This window comes from Sphingomonas crocodyli (assembly GCF_004005865.1).
Taxonomy (GTDB): Bacteria; Pseudomonadota; Alphaproteobacteria; order Sphingomonadales; family Sphingomonadaceae; genus Rhizorhabdus; species Rhizorhabdus crocodyli.
The window spans coordinates 40,919-59,868 of record NZ_SACN01000006.1; the positions used below are offsets into that span (position 1 = coordinate 40,919).

At 65.7% G+C, this 18,950-nt stretch carries 19 protein-coding genes; 9 read left to right on the forward strand and 10 right to left on the reverse strand.

The genetic code is table 11. From position 1 onward, the window contains the following. Window positions 1-201 precede the first annotated feature (201 nt). From EOD43_RS22700 to EOD43_RS22725, 6 genes are all read right to left on the reverse strand, one after another. Complete coding sequence (locus EOD43_RS22700; RefSeq protein WP_127746713.1) at window positions 202-555, reverse strand: YbaN family protein; 354 nt, start codon at window positions 553-555, stop codon at window positions 202-204. 31 nt (window positions 556-586) lie between these two features. Beyond that, on the reverse strand, window positions 587-3,313 hold the full coding sequence (secA, locus tag EOD43_RS22705) for a preprotein translocase subunit SecA (RefSeq protein WP_127746714.1): 2,727 nt from the start codon (window positions 3,311-3,313) through the stop codon (window positions 587-589). 108 nt (window positions 3,314-3,421) lie between these two features. Next, entirely contained in the window at window positions 3,422-3,796 is a 375-nt protein-coding gene (locus EOD43_RS22710) for a type II toxin-antitoxin system VapC family toxin (protein WP_164857408.1), read from the reverse strand. Further along, window positions 3,780-4,145 (reverse strand): type II toxin-antitoxin system Phd/YefM family antitoxin, encoded by a 366-nt coding sequence (locus tag EOD43_RS22715; RefSeq protein WP_240653477.1) that lies wholly within the window; start codon window positions 4,143-4,145, stop codon window positions 3,780-3,782. The genes EOD43_RS22710 and EOD43_RS22715 overlap by 17 nt, the downstream gene beginning before the upstream one ends. Next, a complete protein-coding gene (locus tag EOD43_RS22720; RefSeq protein WP_127746717.1) occupies window positions 4,102-4,674 on the reverse strand; it encodes a TetR family transcriptional regulator in 573 nt (190 codons plus the stop codon). The genes EOD43_RS22715 and EOD43_RS22720 overlap by 44 nt, the downstream gene beginning before the upstream one ends. Next, window positions 4,671-5,591, reverse strand: coding sequence for a TauD/TfdA dioxygenase family protein (locus tag EOD43_RS22725; protein ID WP_127746718.1), 921 nt, complete (start codon window positions 5,589-5,591; stop codon window positions 4,671-4,673). The genes EOD43_RS22720 and EOD43_RS22725 overlap by 4 nt, the downstream gene beginning before the upstream one ends. A 123-nt stretch (window positions 5,592-5,714) precedes the next feature. Between EOD43_RS22725 and EOD43_RS22730 the strand changes: the two genes are divergently transcribed. Together EOD43_RS22730 and argJ are read left to right on the forward strand one after the other, a co-directional pair. Continuing rightward, window positions 5,715-6,122, forward strand: a complete 408-nt coding sequence (locus EOD43_RS22730; RefSeq protein WP_127746719.1) for a hypothetical protein — start codon at window positions 5,715-5,717, stop codon at window positions 6,120-6,122. 93 nt (window positions 6,123-6,215) lie between these two features. Further along, the gene (gene argJ, locus EOD43_RS22735) at window positions 6,216-7,442 is read left to right on the forward strand and encodes a bifunctional glutamate N-acetyltransferase/amino-acid acetyltransferase ArgJ (RefSeq protein ID WP_127746720.1); all 1,227 of its coding nucleotides are present in this window, start codon (window positions 6,216-6,218) and stop codon (window positions 7,440-7,442) included. A 104-nt stretch (window positions 7,443-7,546) separates the two neighbouring features. On the opposite strand, the gene EOD43_RS22740 is transcribed toward argJ, so the two are convergent. After that, window positions 7,547-8,470 (reverse strand): SDR family NAD(P)-dependent oxidoreductase, encoded by a 924-nt coding sequence (locus tag EOD43_RS22740; protein WP_164857409.1) that lies wholly within the window; start codon window positions 8,468-8,470, stop codon window positions 7,547-7,549. Between the two features lie 4 nt (window positions 8,471-8,474). After that, window positions 8,475-8,864 carry a limonene-1,2-epoxide hydrolase family protein gene (locus tag EOD43_RS22745; RefSeq protein ID WP_127746722.1) on the reverse strand — a complete coding sequence of 130 codons (390 nt, stop codon included), beginning with the start codon at window positions 8,862-8,864 and terminating at the stop codon, window positions 8,475-8,477. A gap of 109 nt (window positions 8,865-8,973) precedes the next feature. On the opposite strand from EOD43_RS22745, the gene EOD43_RS22750 reads away from it, so the two are divergent. From EOD43_RS22750 to EOD43_RS22780, 7 genes are all read left to right on the forward strand, one after another. Next, on the forward strand, window positions 8,974-9,390 hold the full coding sequence (locus EOD43_RS22750; RefSeq protein WP_164857410.1) for a GFA family protein: 417 nt from the start codon (window positions 8,974-8,976) through the stop codon (window positions 9,388-9,390). After that, window positions 9,387-9,995 carry a glutathione S-transferase family protein gene (locus EOD43_RS22755; protein ID WP_127746724.1) on the forward strand — a complete coding sequence of 203 codons (609 nt, stop codon included), beginning with the start codon at window positions 9,387-9,389 and terminating at the stop codon, window positions 9,993-9,995. Before EOD43_RS22750 ends, EOD43_RS22755 begins: the two co-directional genes overlap by 4 nt. A gap of 11 nt (window positions 9,996-10,006) precedes the next feature. Next, window positions 10,007-10,798, forward strand: a complete 792-nt coding sequence (locus EOD43_RS22760; RefSeq protein ID WP_127746725.1) for an inositol monophosphatase family protein — start codon at window positions 10,007-10,009, stop codon at window positions 10,796-10,798. Window positions 10,799-10,892: 94 nt separating this feature from the next. Beyond that, window positions 10,893-12,389, forward strand: a complete 1,497-nt coding sequence (locus EOD43_RS22765; protein WP_127746726.1) for a sensor domain-containing protein — start codon at window positions 10,893-10,895, stop codon at window positions 12,387-12,389. Window positions 12,390-12,468: 79 nt separating this feature from the next. Then, a complete protein-coding gene (locus tag EOD43_RS22770; RefSeq protein ID WP_127746727.1) occupies window positions 12,469-13,347 on the forward strand; it encodes an alpha/beta hydrolase in 879 nt (292 codons plus the stop codon). After that, entirely contained in the window at window positions 13,344-14,435 is a 1,092-nt protein-coding gene (locus EOD43_RS22775; RefSeq protein WP_164857411.1) for an NAD-dependent epimerase/dehydratase family protein, read from the forward strand. The genes EOD43_RS22770 and EOD43_RS22775 overlap by 4 nt, the downstream gene beginning before the upstream one ends. After that, window positions 14,425-16,512, forward strand: coding sequence for an acetate--CoA ligase family protein (locus EOD43_RS22780; RefSeq protein WP_240653486.1), 2,088 nt, complete (start codon window positions 14,425-14,427; stop codon window positions 16,510-16,512). The genes EOD43_RS22775 and EOD43_RS22780 overlap by 11 nt, the downstream gene beginning before the upstream one ends. Here the strand turns inward: EOD43_RS22780 and EOD43_RS22785 are convergent. Together EOD43_RS22785 and EOD43_RS22790 are read right to left on the reverse strand one after the other, a co-directional pair. Further along, window positions 16,509-17,975 (reverse strand): aldehyde dehydrogenase, encoded by a 1,467-nt coding sequence (locus EOD43_RS22785; RefSeq protein WP_127746730.1) that lies wholly within the window; start codon window positions 17,973-17,975, stop codon window positions 16,509-16,511. The genes EOD43_RS22780 and EOD43_RS22785 overlap by 4 nt on opposite strands. After that, window positions 17,972-18,820 carry a carotenoid biosynthesis protein gene (locus tag EOD43_RS22790; protein WP_127746731.1) on the reverse strand — a complete coding sequence of 283 codons (849 nt, stop codon included), beginning with the start codon at window positions 18,818-18,820 and terminating at the stop codon, window positions 17,972-17,974. Before EOD43_RS22790 ends, EOD43_RS22785 begins: the two co-directional genes overlap by 4 nt. Window positions 18,821-18,950: the final 130 nt, after the last annotated feature.

The window sequence follows — 18,950 nt, forward strand, 5'->3', positions numbered from 1 at the left end:
CCTCGCTAAGCCTATCGTTTGGAATGACGCTTCCCTCCCCGCGCGTTCCGATAAGCAAAGGACATATACTCACCCATGACATCACCCATCACAGGGCGATCAGAGCCTATGCTTCCTCCTCAAGAAGCATTGGCCGCCACGAAGCCCCAAGACGTTAATATAATACGCGCTCGAATGCACGCAAACGACTGTAAAATATCGTTACGACGGACGGGTTCCGACGAAAGTTGCACAAGCCGACAAAAACAGCCCGCAAACCACCGAAACCCATAAGGGCGGATGCGCCAGCAGCAGCATGATGAAGCCGCCGGCCATGCTGGTGATCGCGATGATCTTCGCCTTGAGGGGAATCGCCCCGTTCTCGCGCCACCGAAGAATCGGCGGCCCCATCCAGCGATGGTTGAGCAGCCACGCTTCGAAGCGCGGGCTCGATCGGCCGAAGCAACCTGCCGCCAATATCAGGAAGATGGTGGTCGGCATCACCGGCAGCAGCGCGCCGATGATCCCAAGCCCGACCATGATCCAGCCGAGCGCGAACCAGGCCCAGCGCGTCATGCGCCGGCCCGGCCCTGCGCCGTGCGCCGGATCAGAGCTGCCCGTGGCAGTGCTTGAACTTCTGCCCCGATCCGCACGGACAGGGCGAATTGCGGCTGAGGCCTGCGACCATCTCCTGCGTCAGCACGAAATCCGATCCCGGTGCCTGCGGCGGGCGCGCGGTGATCAGGCCCCGCGCACCGGCATCGAGATCGCGCGTATCGTCCTCACCGGTCAGCGGATCGATATGGCTGGTGATGAAATCGGGCATTGGCGGCAGCTCGGTCATTTCCGGCGGCATCGCCCCGAACTGCGCATGGGCGAGGATGCGGGTCACTTCTTCGCGGATCGCGATCAGCATCCGCTCGAACAGAGCGAAGGCTTCCTGCTTATATTCGTTGATCGGGGTCTTCTGCGCATAAGCGCGCAGGTGGATGACCTGACGCAGCGCGTCGAGAGTCGCCAGATGCTCCTTCCAGTGATGGTCGAGCGACTGGAGCAGGATGCTCTTTTCGACACCGTGCCAGCTGACTTCGTCGATCTGGGTCTTCTTCTCGGCGATCAGCGCGTCGGCCATTTCCAGCACGCGCTCGGCCACCATTTCGGCGTCGATGCCGTCCTGCGCAAGCCATTCGTCGATCGGCAGTTCGAAGCCCAGCGTATCGAAGGTGCGCGCCTTCAGCCCTTCGACATCCCACTGTTCGGGATAGGAATTGGGCGGGCAGCATTCGCCGACGATGCTGTTCGCGGTCTCCGCACGCATATCGGTGACGACGTCGTCGACCGTATCGGCATCCATGATGTCCGCGCGCTGCTCGTAGATCACCTTGCGCTGATCGTTCATCACGTCGTCATATTCGACGACCTGCTTGCGGATGTCGTAGTTGCGCGCCTCGACCTTCTTCTGCGCGGTCTCGATCGCCTTGGAGATCCAGGGGCTGATGATCGCCTCACCATCCGCCAGATTCTTGTTCATCATCTTGGCGAACATCGTCTGCGGGCCGAAGATGCGCAGCAGATCGTCGTCGAGCGACAGATAGAAACGGCTTAGGCCCGGATCGCCCTGACGGCCCGAACGGCCGCGCAGCTGATTGTCGATGCGGCGGCTTTCGTGGCGCTCGGTACCGAGAACGAACAGGCCGCCGGCAGCGAGCACCTTTTCCTTCTCGGCCGAAATCTCGGCGCGGATGGCGACCGCCTTTTCCTCATATTCGGGCGTGCCCTCGACGAGATCGGGATGCTCGTCGAGCATGCGGAACTCAAGGTTGCCACCCAGCTGAATGTCGGTGCCGCGGCCCGCCATGTTGGTCGCGATCGTGACCGCACCCAGACGGCCGGCCTGCGCCACGATATGCGCTTCCTGCTCGTGATAGCGCGCGTTCAGAACCTTGTGCGCGACGCCCTCCTTCTGGAGGAATTCGCTCAGCAGCTCCGACTTTTCGATCGAGACGGTGCCGACCAGCACGGGCTGCCCGGTCTGCGCCTTGTCGCGGATCGCCTGGGTGATCGCGGCGAACTTGTCGTTCAGATTCTTGTAGAACTCATCATCCTCGTCGACGCGCTGGATCGCGAGGTTCGTCGGGATGGTGACGACGTTCATCTTGTAGATCTGGAAAAATTCCTGGGCCTCGGTCGCCGCCGTGCCCGTCATGCCGCCCAGCTTGGGGTACATGCGGAAATAATTCTGGAAGGTGATCGAAGCGAGCGTCTGGTTCTCCGGCTCGATCTTGACGCCTTCCTTGGCCTCGACCGCCTGGTGCAGGCCGTCCGACCAACGGCGCCCGTCCATCATGCGACCGGTGAATTCGTCGATGATGATGACCTTGCCGTCCTTCACCAGATAATCGACGTCGCGCTTGAACACGATGTTCGCGCGCATCGCCTGATTGACGTGGTGGACGACCTGAGTGTTCTCGAAATCGTAGAGGTTCGAGCCTTCGAGCAGACCGGCGGTCTCAAGCAGGCGCTCCAGCCGCTCGGTGCCGTCCTCGGTCAGGACGACCGAACGCTGCTTCTCGTCCAGCTCATAATCCTCGGGCTGCACATTCCGCACGATCGCGTCGATCTGCTTGTACAGTTCAGACTTGTCGTCGGTGGGGCCGGAGATGATCAGCGGGGTGCGCGCTTCGTCGATCAGGACCGAATCGACTTCGTCGACGACGGCGAAGGCGAAGGGGCGCTGCACCATCAGGTGGCGCTCATACTTCATATTATCGCGCAGATAATCGAAGCCGAATTCGTTGTTCGTGCCGTAGGTGATGTCGGCGGCATAAGCGTCGCGCCGCTCCTGATCGGTCAGGTTGGGCACGATCACGCCCACGGTCAGACCCAGGAAGCGATAGACGCGGCCCATCCAGTCGGAATCGCGGGTCGCCAGATAATCGTTGACGGTGACGACGTGGACACCGAGCCCCGGCAGCGCATTCAGATAGACGCCGAGCGTTGCGACCAGCGTCTTGCCCTCGCCCGTCCGCATCTCGGCGATTTCGCCGCGATGGAGGACGATGCCGCCGATCATCTGAACGTCGTAATGGCGCTGCCCCAGCACGCGCTTCGCCGCTTCGCGCACCGTGGCGAAGGCTTCGGGCAGCAGGGAATCGAGCGTTTCGCCCGCATCGAGCCGGGCGCGGAACTTGGCGGTCTGGCCCGCCAGTTCATCGTCGCTCATCGCCGAAATGGTCGGCTCGAATCCGTTGATCTGATTGACGATCGGACGGAGCGACTTGACGTAGCGGTCGTTCGACGAACCGAAAATGGCTTTGGCGAGGCCGCCGAGCATGGGCATTCCTTGAAAACATGGGCCAACGGGCCGCCTTTCGGGCCGCCGCGCCGGGATCGTCGGCAGATAGGTGGCGGGTGGGGCTACGTCAATTCGGGCGCGTGAGGATTACCAGAGTGTCCGCACTGGATAACGCTGCATGGCCCTGTCCGCCGTGACGAGGGTCAAGTCGGCATGGATCGCGTGAGCGATCAGCATCCGATCGACAGGATCGCCGTGGATATTGGGCAAATCGGCCGCCAGGCGCCACAATTCCGCGGGCAGATCGATCACAACCAGCGAGAGCATGTCGCGGATCGCTGCGAAATTTATGGCGGGATTGATGCGGCCCCGACCGGCAAGATCGGTCAGTTCCCAGGCCGTCACCGCGCTGACGAACAATGGTGCATCGGTCGATAGTATGGCTTCGCGCACGGCCGGCCCGATCTGCGAACCGTCATAAGCGATCCAGATCAGGACATGCGTATCAAAGATCAGGGCCAAGCAGCTTGCGCTCCCGCCGTTCCGGATCGCGATCGGCTTTCAGATTTTCGAGACTGAGATCGTAACCGGCCAGTTCTTCGCGAAACATGCCGAAAGCCGCGCGGCGCTTTGCCTTGACCTTCTCGCGCTCCTCATCCCGCGCATCGGGAATAGCGACGAGACGAACCTGCGGCTCGCCAGCCTTAGCCAGAATGACCTCCTCACCACGCACGGCAGCGGCCACCAGCTCCGACAGCCGGGTCTTGGCTTCACCGATGTTCACGTGGATCGTCATGCCCTGAATATGCTTGGCCAACCCCACTTGGTCAAGCCAGCAGCGCGGCCGTTCCGATCTGAACCAGCGCGTCATAGCGGTCGGCCTGACCGGCGGCGATGGCGGCGATGATCATCATCGTGATCGTCTCCAGGCGCCATTGCGCGTCGGGCACGCCTTGCGCGCCCATCTGCGCGAGGATGCGGCGCGGGAGGGATTTGGTGACGGGGCCGGCCATTTCGTCCCAGTCGGAGAGCCAGCCGGCCTTGCGAACTTCGAGGAGGAAGGCCGCGTAGGAGGCGTAACCTTCGTTGTCTGATCCCGCCACGAACGGACGGAACAGCATATCGAGCAACGCGCCCACATCCGGCTCGCCCCGCGCCTCAGCGGCGCGCATCAGATCGACGCGCGCCGCTTCCAGCGCGGGCAGGCGGTGCGCGAAGATGGCGCGGACGAAGCCGTGGGCGTCGCCGAAATGATAGTGGACCGCCGAACTGTTGGCCGATCCCGCCTCCGCCGCGATCTGGCGCAGCGCGACGCCGTGAATGCCGTGGCGGGCGAACAGACGCTCGCCCGCCTCGATCAGTCCCGGCGCGGTCGCGCTGCGGCGTTTGGTCTTGGTCACTCGGCCGCGACCGCCATCGGCTGCGGATGGATCACGATGCTTTCGCGACCATCGGGGCCGACCGGGACTTCGCCCGCCAGCGTCACGCGGCGCACGACGCGGGTCTGGTTGCCCAGATCGGCGACCACCTTGTGCTGGGTCGCGCGATTGTCCCAGATCACGAGGTCGCCGGTGCGCCAGTGCCAGCGCACGATATTCTCGGTCGCCTCGACATGGCGGGTGAACATCGCGAGCAGGGCGTCCGAATCCGCCTTGGGCAGCCCGACGATCTCGCGCGCGAAGCCGCCAAGCAGGAGCAGTTTCTCGCCCGTCACCGGGTGGACGCGCACCATCGGATGCTCGGTTTCGAAGCGGGTCGCGGTGAAGGCGCTGAAATCGCTGCTCTTGGCATTCTGCACCGGCGAGGGCGCGAGATAATCGAACATATTGGTGTGGATGACGCGCAGGCTCTCGGCGAGCGTCTTGAGCGTGTCCGGCAGATATTTGTAGGCGGTGACGGTGTTGATCCACATCGTGTCGCCCCCCGCCGGCGGCATATCGACCCCGCGCAGGATCGACGCGCGCGGATAATCGGCGGTGAAGGTGACATCAGTGTGCCAGACCGATGCAACCCGGTTCTCGGCGGTCGCGAGTTCGAGGATGTAGGACGATCCCGGCGCGACCTTGAGCGTGGGATGCGCGACCGGCTTGCCCAGCCGGTTAGCGAACGCTTCCTGGCTCTCGTCGGTCAGATGATCCTGATCGCGGAAGAACAATACCTTGTGCCGCGCCAGCGCCGCTTCGATCGCGGCGATATCGGCGTCGCTGATATCCGGCCCAAGCTTGATCCCGCGCACCTCGCCGCCGATCCGGCCGGTGACGGGGGCGATGTCGAGCGGCGACGATGGATCGGGCTGGTTGTCATAGCTGATGGTCATAGCGGTCCTCTCCTCTTATGCGACTCGTTTTAATTCATCTGAATTAATTTGCCAATATCAGCGTGTTCCGTAAGCCGTCAGCAGAGGCGTTGACCTCCTTTCGCCGAAACGACATCGTGCGATATGCTTCTCCGCGGCTTCACTCTCGCTTTCGTTGCCGCGCTTTCAGGGTGTGCGAAACATCTTCCCGCTTCGGATCAAGAACTAGCGATTGCGGAGAAGTTCATTCGGGAGGACCAGACACCGCTATCTCCCAAAATTCTGGCGCTCTGGCATGCTAATGCGAACGCCTCGAGCGTCGGGTGTGGTGAGATAGAACCACCTGCGGCGCTTAACGGCAAGCGTCCTTCTTTGCGATTTTATTACGATTTCACGGCCGGTTATGGCCAGGTCGAGTATCATGAGTTGTGGGTTGGTGATCTTGTCGGCAACGCTTCGCTTTCTGTGAACCGAACGCTGTTTGATAAGCTGTGGGACACTGGCTGCGCGCCGTACGCGCCTCTCGCGCGCCGCATAGCCTGGCTTCTCTAACCCCCCGACAATTGGTCCAACTAACTGAGGCAGCGATATCGCCTTGTGCTTCGGCGCTTCAAACCGTCGCATGTCCGGCCTATGGGCGATGCCATGAGCGACCAGACATCCCCCCTCGCCCGTCCCTTCCCCGCACTGCCCGCGATCCCCGGCGTCCGCGCCGCAGTCGCCCGCGCGCGCTACAAGAATTGGGATCGGTGCGACCTGACCTATGTGGCCTTCGATGAGGGCACCGCGGTCGCGGGGGTGACGACCAAGAGCAAATGCCCGTCGCCCGAGGTCGAGTGGTGCCGCGCCGCGCTGCCGCTGGGCCGCGCCCGCGCGCTGGTGGTCAATGCCGGAAACTCGAACGCCTTCACCGGCCATCGCGGCCGCGCGGCGGTCGAGGCGATTGCGGCGAAGGTGGCCGGCTCGGTCGGCTGCCAGCCGTCGGACGTGTTCGTCTCCTCGACCGGCGTGATCGGCGTGCCGCTGCCGATCGACAAGGCGGAGGCGGGGCTGGACGCCGTGCTCGGAGCTCCCGAGGCGACGTGGGAAGAAGCCGCCGCCACGATTATGACGACCGACACCTTCGCCAAGGGCGCTGTCACCCGCGCGGCGATCGGCGGCAAGACGGTGAGCCTGGTCGGCATCATCAAGGGTTCGGGGATGATCGCGCCCGACATGGCGACGATGCTCGGCTACGTCTTCACCGACGCGGCGGTCGAACCGGCCTTCCTGCAGACGATGCTCGATACCGCGAATGTCGCCAGCTTCTCCTCGATCACGGTCGATGGCGATACCTCGACCAGCGACACCGTGCTCGCCTTCGCGACGGGCAAGGCGGGGAATGACGTCCTGCGCAGCTTCGATGACGCGGGCGCGGACGCCTTCCAGTCGGCGCTGACCGAGCTTTGCACGGAGCTCGCGCACCTCGTCGTCCGCGACGGCGAGGGCGCGTCGAAGTTCATCGCGATCACGGTCGAAGGCGCGGTCAGCAACGAGAGCGCACATACAATCGCGCTGTCGATCGCCAATTCGCCGCTCGTCAAAACCGCGATTGCGGGCGAGGACGCCAATTGGGGCCGCGTCGTGATGGCGGTTGGCAAGGCGGGCGAACCCGCCGAGCGCGACAAGCTCTCGATCCGCTTCGGCGCGACCCAGGTGGCGCGAGAGGGGCTGGCGGTCGAAGGCTATGACGAGGCGCCGGTCGCCGCGCACCTGAAGGGGCAGGAGATCGACATCGGGGTCGAACTCGGGCTGGGCGAAGGCCGGGCGACGGTTTGGACCTGCGACCTCACCCACGGCTATATCGCGATCAACGCCGACTACAGAAGCTGATCACATGACTGATCCCCGGCGAAGGCCGGGGCCCAGTATCGACGACGCTTAGGTGGTGATCTGACCTCAAGGCCACCCAACTGGGCCCCGGCCTTCGCCGGGGATCAGCTTTGAGCAGGCCCGACCTCGATCCGCGCCGCATTGCGCTTCGCCCACTCGGTGATCGGCAATGGCGTAAGGCCATATCGGCGTGCGGCTGCGGCTCTCGCCGGATAGCCGATGTCGCCCAGCCAGACATGCTGGGTGACAATCCGCGGGTGCAGCCCCAGCTCTGCCGCGCGTTCGGGCGAGGCGCGGACCACCTTCACCGGCTTGCCCGAGGCCGCCGCCAGCGCATCGGCCATCGCCTCGTCGGTCAGTTCGTCATCGGCGATTTCGAGGATAACGCCCGCGAAGCGATCGGGATCGGCGATCGCGCTCGCCGCCGCCTCGCCGATGCTCTCGTAGGAGATGTAGGGGACCTTCACCCCCTCGGGCACCGCCGTCAGCAACTCGCCATGCGTCGCGAGGCGCGGGAACAACACCCGCGCGAAGGCGATGGCGTTATCGACGATCATCGGCGGCCGCACGATCGTCCATCGCTTGAAGCCCGCCGCGCGGACCAGCCGCTCCTCGGCCGCCTTCAGCTCCCAATATGCGTGGCGGCCTTCCCAATAATCGGGCCAGATCGACGGATCGGTCCAGCCCGGAAAGCTTTCGTGGAGGCCGGTCGCGGAGACGGTCGACTGGACGACATGCTCGACCCCGGCGGCGAGCGCGGCGTTCAGCAACGTCTCGACATGCTCGACCGGCGCATTGTCGAGCTGGAGCGAGAACACAGCATCCACGCCCTCCACCGCGCGAGCGATCGAGGTGGGATCGGCATAGTCGCCGACGACCAGTTCGGCGCCCAGCGCGGCCAGATCGCGTGCGACCGGCTTCCCCGCATCGCGCACCAGCGCGCGGACGCGCATGCCGCGTTTCAGGCAGGCGCGCGCCGTGGCGCTTCCCTGCCCGCCGGTCGCGCCGGTGACGAGAATATGCGTCATCCGATCAGCCCTGAAGCTGTTCCATCTGCTTGGCGAAATCGGCCGAATCGAAATAGTCGCGCCACACGGTGATCTCGCCATTTTCGACCGTCAAGGTGCCCATCACCGGCACCGAGATCCGCACGCCGCTGGTGTGCGTGAACGCATCGACCCGCTCGTTCAGAACGACGTTACCGGCCGCCGCGATGTGGACCGTTACCCAATCGACCGTGAAGGCCGTTCCCGCGCCGAAATCCTTGTGGAACTGGCGCACATTCTCACGGCCCGTAATGTCGGGAAAGGGCACGTTGTCGTAGAGGACATCGGCCGACAACATGTCGATCGCGGCGTCGACGCGCTGGGCGTTCCAGTGATCGAGGAAGGTCTTGGCGACGGCGATCGGATCGGCGGACATTGTCACTCTCCTGACGATTTCTTTCCGCTCAACCTGATCGAGCAACATGACGATTGCACGACCGGCCCCGCGCTTTACAGCCATACGGAAAGCCAGAAGGGATCGTGCGATGACGATGAGCGAAGGCGGCTATTTGTGCGGCAAGGTCCGCTATCGCATCAGCGCGGAGCCGACCGACGCCGGCTGGTGCCATTGCCGCAACTGTCAGCTTAATTCGGGCAGCCCGGCAATGGCCTTCGCCAATGTGCCGGTCGCGGATTTCGCCTTCATCGCGGGCGACACGCTGGTCGGCCGTTACCAGTCGAGCGAGATCGGCCACCGCGCCTTTTGCACCGCGTGCGGCACCCCGCTCTATTTCAAGGCGGAGGAGGAAGAGAGCATCGCTTTCTCGATCGCCACGCTCGACGCACCCGAAACGGTTACGCCCGGCTATCATATCTTCTATGCGAGCCACATCGCCTGGGCGGGTGCGGCCGACGATCTGCCGCGCTACGCCAAACTTCGATCGGATGGAGACCCGCTTTGATCATCTGGGGACGGCTCAACTCGCACAACGTCAAGAAGGTCGCCTGGCTCGCCGAGGAGATCGGGCTGGACTATGAGCGCCGCGATATTGGCGGGCAGTTCGGCTTTACCGACGCTTATGTCGCGATGAACCCCAACAAGCTGATCCCCACGATCGAGGATCGGGGCCTGGTGCTGTGGGAATCGAACGCGATCCTGCGCTACATGGCCGCCGAACATGCGCCAGAAATCTTCTGGCCTGATGATGCGCGCGTCCGCGCGCGGGCCGACAAGTGGATGGACTGGCAATTCAGCTTCGCCGACGCGCAACGAGACGCCTTCGTCCACCTCGTCCGCCGCAAGCCCGAGGATCGCAATGCCGATGCGATCGCGAAATCGGCCGCCGCCTCGGCCAAGGCGATGGCGATCATCGAGGATGCGCTGAGCGACGCGCCGTGGCTGTCGGGCGAGCGGTTCGGGATCGGCGACGTGCCGATGGGCGTCTATGCCCACACCTTTTTCACGCTCGACATCCCCCGCCCCGCGCTGCCGCGTGTCGAGGAATGGTATGGCCGGCTGAAGACGCGCCCCGGCTACGCCGCCAATGTCATGATCCCGCTGACCTGAGGGAGCGCGCCATGCACAGCCTTTACGAACCCGTCGGCGCCCTCATGCGCACGGTCGCCCGCGACATCATGATGCCGCGCTACCGGAAACTGGCGACCGATCAGGTGAGCGAGAAGACCCCCGGCGATTTCGTCACGATCGTCGACAAGGAATCCGAGGCTTTGCTGACCGAGGCGCTGGCGAAGCTGCTGCCCGGATCGCGGGTGGTCGGTGAAGAAGCGGCCTCGATCGATCCCACCGTCGTCGACCGGATCGGCCAGGGCACCTGCTGGATCATCGATCCGCTCGACGGCACCAACAACTTCACCGAGGGCAAGAGCCCGTTCGCGATCATGATCGGCCTGACGATCGACGGCGCGCGCGAGGCGGGGTGGATCCTCGATCCCGTCACGGGCCGGATGTGCCACGCGGTGCGCGGCGAAGGCTGCCTCGTCGACGGCGAACGGGTGCGATCCCGCCAGTCCGGCGCACTGCCCAAGGCGGCGATCGCGACCTATTTCATGCCGCCCGACCGGCAGGAGGATGTCCGTCGCCGCGCCGAGGGGAAGATGGAGATCGTCGCCATCCCGCGCTGCGCGGGCGAGCAATATCCGCGCCTGTTCCTGGGCGCGAACGACATCGCCTTGTTCGAACGCACCCACCCCTGGGATCATGCGGCCGGCGCGCTGATGCTGGAGGAAGCCGGCGGCAAGATCGCGCGGCACGACGGATCGCCCTATCGGCTCGACGTGCCCGGCACTGGCGCAATCGCCGCGTCGACGCCCGAGATGTGGGATCTCGCGAGGACAATATTGTTCGACTAAAGGCTGACGTTTCCAAAGGTAACACAACGTCAATTCGTCGTACATTTCCGCCATTTTAAGATTTCGTTAACCAGTTCAGTCCGATTGCGGACCTATGGATTTGGTCGAGATCCCTACTGTCCCCCTGCACCCGCAGGAAGATGCGCGCCAGGCGACTTTGGACGCGCTGGCGATCCTCGACACGCCCCCGGATCGTGAGTTCGACGCGATCACCAATGCGGCGGCCCGGCTGTTCGGTTGCAAGATCGCCTTGGTCTCGCTGGTCGATCGCGATCGGCAATGGTTCAAGTCGCGCTGTGGGCTCGATACGAGCGAAACCGGCCGCGACGTCGCCTTCTGCCAGCATGTGATCGCGCTCGATCGCCCGCTGGTCGTCCCCGATGCGACGAAGGACGTCCGCTTCGCGATGAACCCGCTCGTCACCGACGGGCCGAAGATCCGTTTCTACGCCGGCATCCCGCTGCGCGTCGTGCGCCCCGACAACAATGGCGCGCGCTATCCGGTCGGCACGCTCTGCATCATCGACGACAAGCAGCACGATTTCGGCAGCGAACAGCTCGCGCAGCTTTCCGAGCTGGCGGGCGTGATCGAGGCATTGCTCGACGTGCGGCTGGCCGAACAGGCGGCGCGCAAACTGGGCGAGGCGCAGCGCCGCGCGCTCGACTCGCTCGACGTCATGCAGCGCCTGTTCCGGCAGGCCGAACGTATGGCGAAGCTGGGATCGTGGCGCCTGCCGCTCTCCACCCGCCGGGTGCAATGGTCGGCCGAGACCTATGCGATCCACGCGCTCACGCCGGCGGACAGCGAGTCCGTCGAGCGCGCGATCGAATTCTACGCGCCCTATGAGCGCCACAAGATCGCCGGCGCGCTCGAACGCGCGATCGAAGACGGCACGCCCTACGATCTGGAACTCGACTTCACCGATGCCACCGGCAAGGCGAAGCGGGTCCGGTGCCTTGGCGAGCTTGAGATGCGCGACGACGAGCCGGTGGCGCTGGTCGGCGTGATCCAGGACGTGACCGAACGCTGGATGATGGAGCAGCAGCTTCGCCAATTGGCGAACACGGACGAGCTGACCCGGCTCGCCAGCCGATCGGCCTTCAACACCTATATCGACGATCAGATCGGCCATGACGGGCCGCTGGCGCTGCTCCTGATCGACCTCGACAATTTCAAGACGGTCAACGATCGCTGCGGCCATGCGGCGGGCGATGATCTGCTGCGGCTGATGGCATCGCGGTTGCAGGCGCCCTATCTGGCCGGCAGCTTCGCGGCGCGGCTGGGCGGTGACGAGTTCGTGATGGTGCTGACCGCGCCCGAGGCGCTGGACAATCTCGATCATCTGCTCGCCCGGCTGCTGGGCAATCTGCACCACCGCATGCGCGACGCGGGCGGATCGATCCACACCGGCGCCACGATCGGCGCGGCTCGCCTGATTGCGGGCGAGAACCGCAGCGCGCTGATGGCCCGCGCCGATGCCGCCCTCTATCGCGCCAAGGCCGCCGGGCGCGGCTGCGCGGTCGTCGCCGGCGCCGAAGAATGCGTCATTCCCCCCGCCGACCGCACCACCCACCTCCGCGCTGTCGGATAGCGTTCCGCACCGATTGACAGCCGCCCGCGCGCCCGCAACAAACGGGTAAAATGCGTTATAACGGGGAGGTTCGGCGATCATGGCTCAACGCCAGGCGCTTGCGTTCGATACGGGGCCGGATGTGGCGGCGACATTGGGCGAGCCCGCGACGATCCGGGGCGAACTCTTCCTGCCCGAAGGCACGCCAACCCTACTGATGGTCTGCATCGCCGGCGGCGGGATGAACCGGCACTATTTCGACCTGCCGACCCCGCCGGGCGAGGATGAGGCGAGTTTCGTCCGGGCGATGCTGGCAAAGGGCTTCGCGGTCGCGACGCTCGACTTCCTTGGCATCGGCGACAGCGACGAGCCTGCCGATCCCTTCCTGCTGACCCCCGATCTCCACGCGCAGGCGCTGGCGCATGCGACCCGCGCGCTGCAGGCGCAGACCGGGCTGCGCACCGTGGGCGTCGGCCACAGCTTCGGCGCGGGACTCAACGTGGCGATCCAGGCGCATGCGTCGCCGCATGCGGGGCTGGCGCTCCTCGGTTTCGGGGTCGCGCCGCTCGCGCGGCTCACGATGCCCGCCGAGGCCGACCTGCCGATCGAGGAGGCCCGCGCCCGCTTCGCCGAGTTCGCGGCGGGCCGCTTCAAGACGCCCTACCTCACGATCGAGCATATGGGCGGGCCGCGCGGGGCGATGCTGACGCAGGCTAATGATCGGCTGCTCGCGACGTCGGCCTATGCGACCGTCCTGCCCTACACCTTCAAGCCCGAAGCCGACACGATCGGCGTGCCGCTGCTGATCGGCCTAGGCGACAAGGATCTGCACGGCGAGCCGCGCGAGGCGATCCGGCATTTTCCAAAGGCGCGCGACATCACGCTGATCGAACTACCCGAAACCCGGCACAACCATTTCGTCTATCCCAGCCGCACACACCTGTTCGATCGGATCGCGCATTGGGCATTGGGCCTGTGAAGGCACTCGTCGTCGGCGGAGCCGGGCCGACCGGCCCGTTCATCGTCGAGGGGCTGCGCGCGCGGGGCTATCAGGTCGCGGTCCTCAATCGCGGGGTCCATCCGGTCGAGGCGCCCGACGATGTCGAACGGATCACTGGCGATCCACACTTTCTGGAGCCGCTCAGCCAGGCGATCGGCGATCGGACCTTCGACCTCGTCATCGCCAGCTATGGCCGGCTCGCGGTGGTGGCCGAGGCGCTGGCAGGGCGTGCAGGGCGGTTCATCGGGGTGGGCGGCTTCGTCGCCTATCGCGGCTTTTACGACCCCAAGGTCAATTTCCCCGCCGGCCTGCCGTTGCCGACCCCCGAAAGCTTCGCACTGATCCGCGATCCGGCCGAACATCGCTTCGCCGCGCTCGTGACCGCCGCCGAGGACACCGTATTCCGGCTGCATCCCGGCGCCACCATCTTCCGCTACCCTTACGTCTATGGCCCGCGCCAGTTGGTGCCGCGCGAATGGTCGATCGTGCGGCGCGTGCTCGACAGGCGGCGTGAGATCGTCGTGCTCGACGGCGGGCTGAGCCTGATGATGCATGGCTATGCCGAAAACCTTGCCCACGCGATCATGCTGGCGATCGAGCGGCCCGAGGCGGCGGCCGGCATGGCCTTCAACTGCGGCGATGAGGTGCAACTGGATCAGCGCCAGTTGATCGAGGTGGCGGCCGCCGAACTCGGTGTGTCGATCGATCTCGTCTCGGTGCCCGACACGCCGACCACCCGCGCCATCGCGCTCAATGCGCCGAGCGCGCCCAAGCTGATGGACATCGCGCTGATCCGCGAGCGGCTGGGCTATCGCGACGTCGTGCCGACGGTCGAAGCGGTGCGGCGGACGGTGCGATATTATGCCGACAACCCGCTGGAGCGCGGCGGATCGATCGAGCAGCGCATGTATGACGCCTTCGATTATGCCGCCGAGGACCGGCTGATCGCGCTGACCCGCGATCACCTTGCCCGCATCGCCGATCTGCCTGCGCCAGAGACGCAGACCGCGCATCCTTATGCCCACCCCAAACAGGCCGGAGCCGCCCTTGACCAGCGTGGACGCTGACGCGCGCATCCGCGCCAATTTCGCTAAGATGCTCCGCGCGAAGCGGGTCGCGGTGCTGGGCGCATCGGCGCGCAACCAATTCTCCGCACCCGTCATCGCCAATCTCGATCGGCTCGGCTTCACCGGTCACGTCCAGCTCGTGAACCCCAAGGGCGAGCCGATCGGCGACCGTCCGGTCCTGCGCAGCATCGCAGACCTCGAAGGCCCGGTCGACGCCGCCTTCGTCTGCGTGCCGCAAAGCGCGGTAATCGACACGGTGGCCGAAGCAGCGGCGGCGGGCGTGACCGGCTTCGTCGTGGTCAGTTCGGGCTTTGCCGAGGCGGGCGCGGAGGGGCGCGCGCTGCAGGATCGGCTGGCGGCGGTGGCGCGCGAGCATCAGGTCGCGTTGCTCGGCCCCAATGGGCTTGGCTTCATCAACTATGTCGATCGCGTGCCAATGTGCGTGCTCGGCCGCCCGGTGCGCACCGGCGGGCTGGGCATCGCATCGGTCTCCGGATCGGTCGGCGGCTATCTGACCAAGGTCGCGATGCTGCAGGGCGTGGGCGTCTCGCACATGATCCTGACCGGAAACGAGGCCGGGATCACGATCGCCGACGTCGTCGATTTCCTGGTCGATGATCCCGACACCACCTCGATCGCGGTGTTCCTGGAGGCGATCTACGATCCCCGCCGCTTCGCCGCCGCCGCCGAACGCGCGCTCAAGGCAAGGAAGCCGATCGTCGTCCTGAAGGCCGGCGCATCCGAAGCGACCGCCCGCCTCGCCGCCGCGCATACCGGCGCATTGCTGGGGGACGATCGGGTGTTCGATGCAGTCGCCGCCGAACTCGGCCTGTCGCGCGTCTATAGCTACGAGGATCTGATCGCGACCGCCGCTCTGCTGGGGCAGGTCGGCCCGGTCGCCAAACCCGGCGTCGCGGCGCTCACCGTCTCCGGCGGATCGGGCGAAATCCTGTCCGATCTGGCGGGCGCAGCGGGCGTCGCCTTCCCGCCCTTCTCCCCCGACGTGCAGGCCGCGCTGGAGGCAACCGTCAGCGCCTTCGGCCAGACCCACAACCCGCTCGACCTGACCGGCGCGGCGCTCGCCGATCCCCTGTTGTGGGAACGCTGCCTGACTGCCATTGCAGCCGACGAGACGATCGGGCTGACCCTGTGCCTGTGGGATCCGCCGATCGGCCCGACCGAGGGCTGGATCAAGACATCGCTGGAATCGATCGCGCGCGGATACGCCGCCTATCCCGCGACCCCGCCTCTGGTCGCGCTCGTTGCCGAACCGATGACCGATTACGGCCATGACGCCTTGCGCGACGCGGGCATCCCCGGCGCGATTGCGGGCCTCAAGCCAGCCGTGACCGCGCTCGCGCAACTCGCACCGTGGAGCGGCCGCGTTCTGGAGGATCGCCCCGTTTCGCTGTTCGCCGACATCGGAGACGGCACCGATCGCCCCCGTCACGATCGCGCTTTGCTCGATCGACTTGGCGAACTCGGTGCGCCGGTGGTGCCCGGCACGATCGTCGAAGATGCCGAGGCGGCCGTCCGTGTGGCGGAGGGCTTCGGCTATCCGGTGGCGCTCAAGCTTGTCGCGCCCGATCTCCAGCATAAGACCGAGGTGGGCGGCGTGCGCCTGAACCTCGCCGACGCCGACGCGATACACGAAGCCTTCGCCGCGCTCTCCGCGATCGATCAGGAAGGGATCGAGGGAATCGCCGTCTCGCCGATGCGCAAACTCGACGCCGAACTGCTCGTCGCCATCTCGCACGATCCCAGCTGGGGTCCGGTGCTGACGCTCGGCCTCGGTGGCATCTGGGTCGAGGTGATGGACGATGTCCGCCTCCTCCCCCTCCCCGCCGATGCGCGCCGGATCGAGGCCGCGTTGCGCTCCCTGCGCGGTGCTCCGCTCCTCACCGGCGCGCGCGGCCGCCCGCCGGTCGACCTTGCTGCCGCGTCGCAGGCGATCGAACGGATCGCCGCCGCCGCGCTCGCGCTCGGCCCCGATCTCAGCCTGCTGGAAATCAACCCGCTGGGGATTTCGGGCGAGGGCGCCGAAGCTCTCGACGCCCTCGCCCTCTGGAAAGCTTAGGCCAACTCTGCCACGTCGCCGGCCATCAGCATCGTCTTGGATTCGAGGTAAGCGCGCAGCCCCTGGTGCCCGCCTTCGCGGCCGATGCCCGACTGCTTGTAGCCGCCGAAGCCCAGCGACATGTCGATCTTGAAGCCGTTATGGCCGACGGTGCCCGCGCGCAGCTGGCGCCCGACGCGATAGGCGGCGTCGACATCGTTGGTGAAGACCGCGCTGTTGAGGCCGAAGGCGGAGTTGTTGGCGATGGCAATCGCCTGCTCCTCGCTGTCCGACGGGATCACGCTCAGCACGGGACCGAAGATTTCCTCCTGCGCGATCGTCGCGTTGGGATCGACATCGGCGAAGACGGTCGGCGAGACAAACCAGCCGCGCTGCAGCTCCGACGGGCGCTCGCCGCCACCGACGAGCGTCGCGCCCTCGGCGCGGCCCTTGGCAATATAGCCTTCGACGCGGTCGCGCTGCCGCTCGGTCGCGAGCGGACCGAGCTTGGTCGCCTGATCGAACGGATCGCCGACCTTGATATGCTTGAAGGTCGCCGCCACCGCCTCGGCAAAGGCATGCTGGCGCGCGCGGGGCACGACGACGCGGGTCAGTGCGGCGCACACCTGCCCGTTCATGAACATCAGCGATCCGGCCAGGTTCTGCGCGGCGGCCCCGACATCATAATCGTCGAGCAGCACGGCGGCCGACTTGCCGCCCAGTTCGAGCGTGCAGCGCGCGATGCGTTCGCCGCAGATCGACGCGATCTTCTTCCCCGCGACGCTGGAGCCGGTGAAGCTGACCTTGTCGACCTGGGGATGGCGGACGAGCAGTTCGGAAACTTCGCGATCGGCGACGATCACGTTGATCACGCCCTTGGGCAGGCCGACCTTTTCGCAAATCTCGGCCAGCACCCAACCGGCAAAGGGCGCCTCGGGCGACATCTTCACGACCATCGTGCAGCCTGCCAGCAGCGCCGGTGCCACCTTGATCATCGTCAGCGACGTCGGCGAGTTCCACGGAATGATCGCGCCGACCACGCCGACAGCCTCATAGACCACATAGCCGGTGCCGCCGCCGCGCGGGCTATGCTTCTCGACGAACGGATAGGTCTCCGCCATCGCCGCATATTCCTTGAGCGTGCCGGACGCGCCGACGCCGGCCCAGCCCGCCATCGTGCGGACGATGCCCATTTCGTTCGACTGTGCATCAGCCAGCTCGTCGCCGCGCTTTTCGAACTCGGCCGCCATCGCCAGCAGATAGCCGGCGCGCTCCTTGTGGCTCATGCGCGCCCAGGGGCCGTTGTCGAAGGCGTTGCGCGCGGCCGAAACGGCGCGCTCGACATCGGCGGCCTGCGCCTCCGCGAACTTGGCGAAGGCGTCGCCGGTATGCGCCGAAATGACGGTCAGCGTGCGGTCGCTCGACGGGGCGACCCATTCGCCGTCGATGAAGAAGCGATCGGGGTGGCGGACATTGGCGGTCATGATAGTCTCTCCTTTATATCGATCGCGGCGAGCCGCCCGGCGGCGGCGAGGGCAGCGAACAGCATCGTCAGCAGCGACACGATCACCGCCGATTCATAGACGTCGGCGATGACGAAGCTGCGTCCGCCGACGCTGGCGAGGCCACCGGGCGCACGCGCAAACATCAGCGGATATTGCAGCGCGCTCACACCCCAAATGAGGCAGGGCTGCAGCCAGAAACCGCGCGTGAAGGCGGGGGCTGCGGCGGTGAAGCGGCGCTCGACCAGCGCGAAAATCTGCAGCAGCACCCAGCCCGTCAGCAGCCAGCCGACAAAGTTGGTCAGCGGCACGCCGAAATAGCCGCTGGGATAGCGAAACGCCCAATGGCCCAGCACGGTCGACCCGATCGGATCATAGGCCAGATCATATCCGGCGAGGATGAAGGTCGCCGCGATCGGGGTCGTGACGACGTAGAGCGGCGCAAGGCCGGTCGGCCGATCGCGCATGATCAGCTTGCCGAGCGACCAGGCCAAATAGCCGAGGAATACATAACCGAGCGCCACCGGTGGCGGCACGCCGAGCAGCTTCGGTCCCATGAAATCGCTATGGCTGTAGAAACCGAACGGGAAACCGGTGTGAATGCTGCTCGCCTCCATCGCGAAGGCGACGGCGAGGCTGATGACGAAGAAGGCGCCGAACCCCTTCCAGCCATAAGCGAGCGAGGCGTGGACCGCGACCCAGCCGATCAGCACGAGCGTCTGGACGCCCGCCGCGGCCGGCCCCACGCCCAGCTGCGCGGCGGCAAAGGCGACCAGCCAGAGCGCCAGCAGCACCCAGGTCGCCCGAAAGCGCCATTTTCCGTCCATCGGCCTCCCCTCTTCCGGCCCTCTTTTGGCGGCACAGTGCCGATGGTTGGAAAGCGCGCAAGGCTTCAGAGGACGGGCACTTGCAAGGGACCACAGGTGGCCCCGAAAGGGCCGGCGGGCGGGATCGTCT